A 5985-nucleotide genomic window follows, 5' to 3' on the forward strand; every position below is an offset into this window, starting at 1 on the left:
AGTTGTATGAGGGATAAGGGCAAATTGTAGGTTTTATCTCAGGTTCAAATTTAAGATTTTAGCAGCACTCCAAACTCTACAATTTGCGTATAGTGGTAGCTAATCACTATATCAATCAAGATACAAGAAGCACTGCTTCGCAAGGGAATGCACCATGACACCCATTGGATACCCCTGACGAGCCATTGCATAATTAAATGCATCACACGCCAATTGACGGTCTATTAGATGGCTGGTTTGCCAACCCACAATACGACGACTAAATAAATCTAGTATCACGCATAAGTACAACCAACCTTCTTTGGTGTGAATATACGTTATGTCGGTCGTCCAAATTCTATTTGGCCGAGTGACTGTAAACTGGCGATCTAACAAATTCGATGCCGTCGGCAAACGATGATTTGAATCAGTTGTATGCTTATATTTGCGGGAAATCTTGCTGCGTAAACTAAGCTTTTTTAGTATCCTTCCAACTGTACGTTCACTCATGCAGTAACCTAAATCATGCATGTCATGAACTAATGAAGGTGCTCCTAAGCGAGCATGGTGTTGCCAATATACAGCTTTTAAATCAGTATATTTTTGAGTAGCGTAAATCTGTCGCTTCCGCCAAGCATAGTATCCCGAAGTGCTAACACCTAGGCATTTACAGGCAGAAGAAACCTTAATTTCTGTCACAGCTAGACCTTGAATTACCGTGTACTTTTCTTGGCATGATCTGTTAGGAAGTACACATGCGCCTTTTTTAAAATGTCATTGGCTTCCCTGAGTTGTTTGACCTCTTTCTCTAAATCTAGAATGCGCTGTTGTTCTGGTGAGAGTTGACGTTTACTTGAACCTGTTGGGTTAGCTTCACGAATCCATTTATCTAATGTTGAATAACCCACACCTAATTTCTGGGCGATTGCAGCTACAGACTCGTGTGAGTTTGAAAGCGCATAATCAATTGCTTGCTGTTTAAATTCTGGACTAAAGCGTTTAGCCATTTTTACATCTCCAAAGTTAACGTTACGTTATCTTTAGAGGGACTATGTGTCCATTATTTTGGCTAGGATCACATGTCTGTTTTACAATTAATGCAAGCATAATCAGTGTAAAACATTTTGCATGTGACTTGTTCCACTTTAGATATTTGTTTAAGATGAGATGTAACTCATTGAAATGTGTCATCATATTCGTCGTCAGAAAACAAGTATTATGCCATTATTTCAATGAGTTATCTTTTTTGTCGTGTACAAAGAACTAATATAATAATTTTAAATTTCTAGTGGCTTAACTCGCCCTTAAAAGAGCGAGAATGCACACTATATTTGTTCAAAATTTCAAAGCCATTCTTTGCTGTCATCGGCAACAGGTGTGCCATGCATCACATGCTGAATCATGGCATAGGCGATACTGCCCTTGAACGGAATCTCGGGTAACTGATCAAACTTAAAAAACTGCGCATCGCTGAGTTCATTTTCCTGAATCTGAATCTCGCCTGCATGATATTCTGCCCTGAAGGCCATCATCAAATTGCTGGGAAACGGCCACGGCTGACTGGCTAGATATTGAATATTTTTGATTTGTAGTCCCACTTCTTCCATCGTCTCACGGCGTACCGCCTCCTCCAGGGTTTCGCCCACTTCGACAAATCCGGCAATCAGGCTGTACATCTGGGTTTTGTTACGAGCATTTTTTGCCAGCAGAATTTCATCTGTACCTCGGGTAATGATAGTGATCACACAAGGATTCACACGCGGATACTGGTTATAACCACAGGATGGGCAGACCATAGCATAGTGACTGACGTGCTGCTGGGTCGGGTGGCCACATTTACTGCAAAAGCGGTGATTACGGCGCCACTCTAGCAACTGCACAGCGCGACTGGCTTGTTCAAACTGTGGCCTGCTCCAGACCTGCACCAATTGCCGGATCGGGACTAGTTGATAGCCTTCAGGTACTAATTCATTTTCTTTTAGATCCCGTGCAATAACCTGGCCATTTTCCGACAGATCCAAGTCGTGCTGCAGTCTTGCTACCAGCGGCAACTGAAAATGCTCATCCACCATTAATTGCTGCTGTCTAAAAATATACGCTTTTGAATGCATGCTCATGACATCCACTGATTAAAAAAAATCCCATACATTGGGGTGTATGGGACAAAACTAAGGAAGCTTACATAGAGTAACTTCTCTTTAGATACTAAGCGCACGCTGCCTGAATTACAACCATAATAATTTGTATCTTTTTGATTAAAATCACATAATTTTCACAACATTTATGTATTCAGGAATAATGCGAAGCGAGTTTCATTAACTGGCTCTAACATTATAGAGATGGACACTCTGTTATTGTAGCAATCATGATTCCTTTGCAATGTCACCAGATCATCTGGTCGGGCTGAATTAACTGAACATGCGGACTGATCTGTATTTTCACAAAAAATTGAACTGGCTGGCTATAGACTAGGCTATCTTTGATCGGGTCTGGAAAGGCTATGCGTTTCGGTTTAATTCTGGGTGACCAACTTCATCATCAGCTTGCTACGCTTAAAGCGCTAGACCGTACCCGGGATGTGATCCTGATGGCCGAAGTGGTTGAGGAAGCGACTTATGTCGCCCATCATCCGCAGAAAATTGCCCTGATTTTTAGCGCGATGCGGCATTTTGCCAAAGAGCTCAAAGCGAAAGGCTGGCGTGTACGTTACCATGCCTTTCAGTCCAGCAGTCCGATTCGTAGCCTGCTGGATTTCGTACAGGCACAGCAACTGCTCTTCCCCGTCACAGAATTGGTAATGACCCGATGCGGGGAATACCGCCTGCAGCAGCAGATTGAACAGCACTGGAGCCAGCAGCTGCAACTGCCGGTACAATGTCTGGATGACGATCGTTTTTTCTGTAGCCCGGAACAGTTCCGGCACTGGGCCAGCCGTTACCAGACGTTGCGCATGGAATATTTTTACCGGGAAATGCGTAAACAGACCGGTTATTTGATGCAGAGACAGCAGCCACTTGGACAACAGTGGAACTATGACAGCGCCAATCGCAAGGCATGGTCAGGCACTCCACCATTGCCTCCAACACTTCATTTTGAACGCGATCAGATTGATCTGGATGTAATGCAACTGGTTGAGCGCGAGTTTCCACTTCACGCTGGCAGCCTTGACAACTTCCGCTGGGCCACCACACGTAGCAATGCTCTGCTTGCACTGGAGCATTTCATTACCCACAGTTTGCCGCATTTTGGAGATTATCAGGATGCCATGGTTCAGGGTGCAGACATGCTGTTTCACAGCCTGCTCTCGCCTTATCTAAATTGTGGTCTGTTACTGCCCAAAGAAGTTTGTGATGCGGCAGAAGCTGCCTACCATGAAGGTCATGCACCACTGAATGCAGTGGAAGGTTTTATCAGGCAGATCCTCGGCTGGCGCGAATATGTCCGCGGAGTTTACTGGCTGTACATGCCTGAGTATGCCAGCCGCAATGCGCTGCAGTACTCAACCCCTTTGCCACAATTTTACTGGACTGGCCGCACTCAGATGAAGTGCATGGCTGAGTGTTTCCGTAATACTTTTCAGCATGCGTATGCACATCATATTCAGCGTTTGATGGTGACTGGAAATTTTGCCTTATTAACTGGTATAGATCCGAAGCAGATCAGTGAGTGGTATCTAGCAGTATATGCCGACGCCTATGAATGGGTAGAACTACCGAACACCTTGGGCATGGTGATGCATGCCGATGGCGGCTTGATGGCCAGCAAACCCTATGGGGCTTCGGGCAATTATATCCATAAGATGTCGGATTACTGCAAGCACTGTAGCTACAATGTCAAAACCCGTACCGAACCGGACAGCTGTCCTTTCAACAGCCTGTACTGGTATTTCATGATCCGGCATGAAGCGACATTCCGTACTCATCCACGTATGGGCATGATCTATCGTCAGCTGGACAAACTGAAAGATCGGCAGAAGATTATCATCCATGCCCAGCAGCTTCTTAGCCGGATTGATGAGTTATAAACCATGAAAAAACAGCATCTTCCTGAAAAAATCTGCATCCACTGCTTGCGTCCTTTTACTTGGCGCAAAAAATGGCAACGCTGCTGGGAGGAAGTCAGATACTGTTCTGAACGATGTAAACGTGAGTCCAGACAGCGGTCAAAATCAAACGCTTAGAAACGCTTGTATTGCCGTGAACAATAGGCCCGTATCACGTCGGGTGAACGCAGTTGCAGATGTTTGGTTTTTCGGCCGGTGACGCGTTCACGCCACATTTTAAAACTCGATGCTTTCATATTTTGCCGCATCAAGCGGATCACCGCCGCTTCATTTAAACCATACTCACATAAAATAGCTTCAAAAGGAGTTCGATCTTCCCAAGCCATTTCTATAATTCTGGAAACGTCTTCTTCAGAAAATTGATTCATACTATTCTCGTTTTTAATCATCATGAAGCGTCAATAAGCTTTATCGACTTTAATTTGACTAAAAGAATAACAGTACAATCATGAATTTTTTGTGATTTTTCTGTAGTTTAGGGACTCAGCACGACTAAAAGGGCTAGTTAAACTAGCCCTGTTAAGTCTTAGTTACCTCTATAAGTCGAATATCCATAAGGACTTAAAAGGGCTTTGTTGCACAAAGATTTGAAATGCAAAGCGCCCCTAATTGAGCCAAATTTAAGGCGTAACTTGGGTAAGTGGCCGACCTAATTCCGTAAATCTGTTGAGGACTACTACACGTGTATGAATCTCATTCACTTGGCTATCAAAACTCCTTGCACTGAGTTTATCGCCTAATAATTTAATGCAATACATCTTAGTTTCGACCAAACTTCGGCAATGATAGCCGGACCATTTTTTCCATAGTGTCCTGCCTAAACGTGTAACTGTTCGAAGTAATTCATTTCGCTCTAGCGAGCTACTCTTTGTATCTTTCCATGGTTTCGCATTTTTTCTAGGTGGAATTACTGCATACACTTGCCGATCTGCAATGACCTGACGACATTGTTTGGTGTCATAAGCGCCATCAGTATAAACAGAATCGATTTGTTCATCTAAAGGGATTTGAGCAAGTAAATATCTTCCAGTACCTGTGAATCACTGACATTATTGGTTGTGAGCTGAATAGCGCGTATTTGTAGGGTTTTAGCATCGATACCAATATGAAGCTTACGCCATTGGCGACGATATTCAGGTCCATGTTTCTTGCGCTTCCATTCGCCCTCACCTAGAAACTTCATGCCTGTAGAGTCTATGAGTAGATGCAGCCCATCGCTACTTTTTTGGTAGCTGATTACAATATCAATATGCTTTTGTCTTCTACAAAGCGTGGTGTAATCTGGAGCTATCCAATTTAATCCGCAAAGTTTAATCAGACTTTGCACAAAGCCAGTAACCATACGTAAAGACAGACGAAATAAGGATTTAATCATTAAGCAGCATTGGATGGCTGCGTCGGAGTAGGTTTGATTTCGCCCTTGTTTGCCTTTTGATGGCGCATACCATTGCGTAGCAGAATCAAACCAAATGGCAATATTTCTGCGACTCATGAGTGCTCGGTTATATGCGGGCCAATTGGTTGTGCGGTAGATTTTGTATGTAGGCTTCTTCATTTGAAAATTATATCGCTGAAAAAGCCCTCAAGAACAGCTTTGTGCAACAAAGCCATTCAGCTCTGTTTTTTCTCTTTTCGGTTTTCCATATCGGGTCTTTATAAAATTGAATAAGGTTCTGTTTGGAAACGTGAATAGTCTGAGGTTTCAATCTACTTAATAAAACCTGCATAGCCTGTTTGAAAAAATGGTAAAACTATTTGGTTCAAAAAATAATGCTTGGTGTAACTTGTATGCTGTAAGTTCTCTTGTATTTTATTACTCTGTACACGACAAATTTCATAGGATCCTTGTCCTATCAGGCTTTTTCTTTCTTAAAATTGCTAGCACTTTCTTAAATTCTTCTTTTTTTCCAAAACCAATCAAACGTAGAATAGCCATTTGAACA

General features: G+C 42.9%; 4 protein-coding genes and 3 pseudogenes. 2 read left to right on the top strand and 5 right to left on the bottom strand.

The features are described from left to right. Nucleotides 1–144: 144 nt before the first annotated feature. From FTT98_RS17065 to nudC, 3 genes and pseudogenes are all read right to left on the bottom strand, one after another. Nucleotides 145–986, bottom strand: a pseudogene (locus FTT98_RS17065) (IS3 family transposase); the annotation flags it as partial. Between the two features lie 61 nt (nt 987–1047). Beyond that, nucleotides 1048–1170, bottom strand: a pseudogene (locus FTT98_RS18390) (IS4 family transposase); the annotation flags it as partial. 152 nt (nt 1171–1322) lie between these two features. Further along, nucleotides 1323–2096: an NAD(+) diphosphatase gene (nudC, locus tag FTT98_RS17070; RefSeq protein ID WP_171324809.1), complete on the bottom strand. Its 774-nt coding sequence runs from the start codon at nt 2094–2096 to the stop codon at nt 1323–1325. Between the two features lie 383 nt (nt 2097–2479). Between nudC and FTT98_RS17075 the strand changes: the two genes are divergently transcribed. Both FTT98_RS17075 and FTT98_RS17080 read left to right on the top strand, forming a co-directional pair. Continuing rightward, nucleotides 2480–4003, top strand: a complete 1524-nt coding sequence (locus FTT98_RS17075; RefSeq protein ID WP_180177595.1) for a cryptochrome/photolyase family protein — start codon at nt 2480–2482, stop codon at nt 4001–4003. A 3-nt stretch (nt 4004–4006) separates the two neighbouring features. Continuing rightward, entirely contained in the window at nt 4007–4159 is a 153-nt protein-coding gene (locus FTT98_RS17080; RefSeq protein ID WP_160241406.1) for a DUF2256 domain-containing protein, read from the top strand. Here FTT98_RS17080 and FTT98_RS17085 read toward each other — a convergent pair. Continuing rightward, entirely contained in the window at nt 4156–4410 is a 255-nt protein-coding gene (locus FTT98_RS17085; RefSeq protein WP_130132672.1) for a TIGR03643 family protein, read from the bottom strand. The two genes, FTT98_RS17080 and FTT98_RS17085, sit on opposite strands and share 4 nt — an antisense overlap. Before the next feature lie 252 nt (nt 4411–4662). Next, nucleotides 4663–5597 (bottom strand): annotated as a pseudogene (locus FTT98_RS17090) (IS5 family transposase). Between the last annotated feature and the right edge of the window lie 388 nt (nt 5598–5985).

The sequence above is a fragment of the Acinetobacter sp. YH12039 genome (assembly GCF_013420015.1).
Taxonomy (GTDB): Bacteria; Pseudomonadota; Gammaproteobacteria; order Pseudomonadales; family Moraxellaceae; genus Acinetobacter; species Acinetobacter amyesii.

Excerpts from the sequence above, each read along its gene's own strand:
- FTT98_RS17075 (WP_180177595.1), top strand. The coding sequence starts at position 2,480 with ATGCGTTTCGGTTTAATTCTGGGTGACCAACTTCATCATCAGCTTGCT.
- FTT98_RS17085 (WP_130132672.1), bottom strand. The coding sequence starts at position 4,410 with ATGAATCAATTTTCTGAAGAAGACGTTTCCAGAATTATAGAAATGGCT.
- nudC (WP_171324809.1), bottom strand. The coding sequence starts at position 2,096 with ATGAGCATGCATTCAAAAGCGTATATTTTTAGACAGCAGCAATTAATG.
- FTT98_RS17080 (WP_160241406.1), top strand. The coding sequence starts at position 4,007 with ATGAAAAAACAGCATCTTCCTGAAAAAATCTGCATCCACTGCTTGCGT.